This is a genomic window from Photorhabdus hindustanensis (genome assembly GCF_002968995.1).
Lineage (GTDB): Bacteria > Pseudomonadota > Gammaproteobacteria > Enterobacterales > Enterobacteriaceae > Photorhabdus > Photorhabdus akhurstii.
Map to the genome: position 1 here is coordinate 1 of NZ_PUWT01000225.1, position 1,005 is coordinate 1,005.

Consider the following 1,005-nt stretch of genomic DNA (forward strand, 5'->3'; position numbering starts at 1 on the left):
TCTCAATGCAAGTTATCGGTATCTTGACACAGAAAGGCGAAGGCATGGATGCAGGTGTCGATGATGCCGCATTTTTGCCAGGCAACAGCTATCTGGTACGGCTGTTCGGCCACACCCGCCAGTGACGTCAAGAATGCCGGTAAAGACGGTCACACCGAGATAACCGCAGGCCATGACCTGACGCTGGACGTCTTAAGCACGAGCCGTACAGAGCAAGGGAATTGGGGGAAAGATAACTATCGCCATCTGACCCAACAACAGGATATCGGCAGCCAGATAACCGGCGCCGGTGAGGTGACCCTGCAAGCCGGGCAGGATTTGAACGCCACCGCCGCCCACGTCAACGCCGGTCAACAACTGACGGCGCAGGCCGGCAATAACCTGACGCTGACCACCGGTACCGCGTCCTCAGACTTAGTGGAGCATAGTAAGCAAACCAACAAAGGCTGGCTGTCGAAATCGTCAGTGGAAACCCACGACGAAGTGCATGACCGGCAGGCGCTGAGCACCACATTCAGTGGCGATAAGGTGAATCTCCAGGCCGGTAAAGACTTAAATATCAGCGGCAGCAATGTCGCCGGTACGCAGGATGTTAGCCTGAGCGCCGGTCATCAGCTCACCGTCACCACCGCCGCCGAAGCGCACGATGAAACCCATTGGCGGCAGGAGAAAAAATCGGGCCTGATGGGCACCGGGGGGATTGGCTTCACCTTAGGCAAAGCCAGCCAGAAAGTCACCACCGACAGTGATAGCCAGCTGAGTAAAGGCAGCACGGTCGGCAGCAGCCACGGTAACGTGAGTCTCAACGCCGGAGAACAGCTCCGGGTTCACGGCAGCGAGGTGATTGCCGGTAAAGACCTGACGCTGGCCGGTCAACAGGTCGATATCACCAGCGCGGAAAACCGCCATCACACCACGACAAAAACCGAACAAAAACAGAGCGGCTTAACCGTGGCGCTGAGTGGCGCCGCCGGAGGTGCCGTCAACAGCGCGGCGCAAACCGCC

The 1,005-nt window shown here is 58.3% G+C and carries 1 pseudogene; it reads left to right on the forward strand.

Features of this window, described 5'->3' with window-relative positions:
* Window positions 1–117 precede the first annotated feature (117 nt).
* Window positions 118–1,005, forward strand: a pseudogene (locus tag C6H66_RS25500) (hemagglutinin repeat-containing protein); the annotation flags it as partial.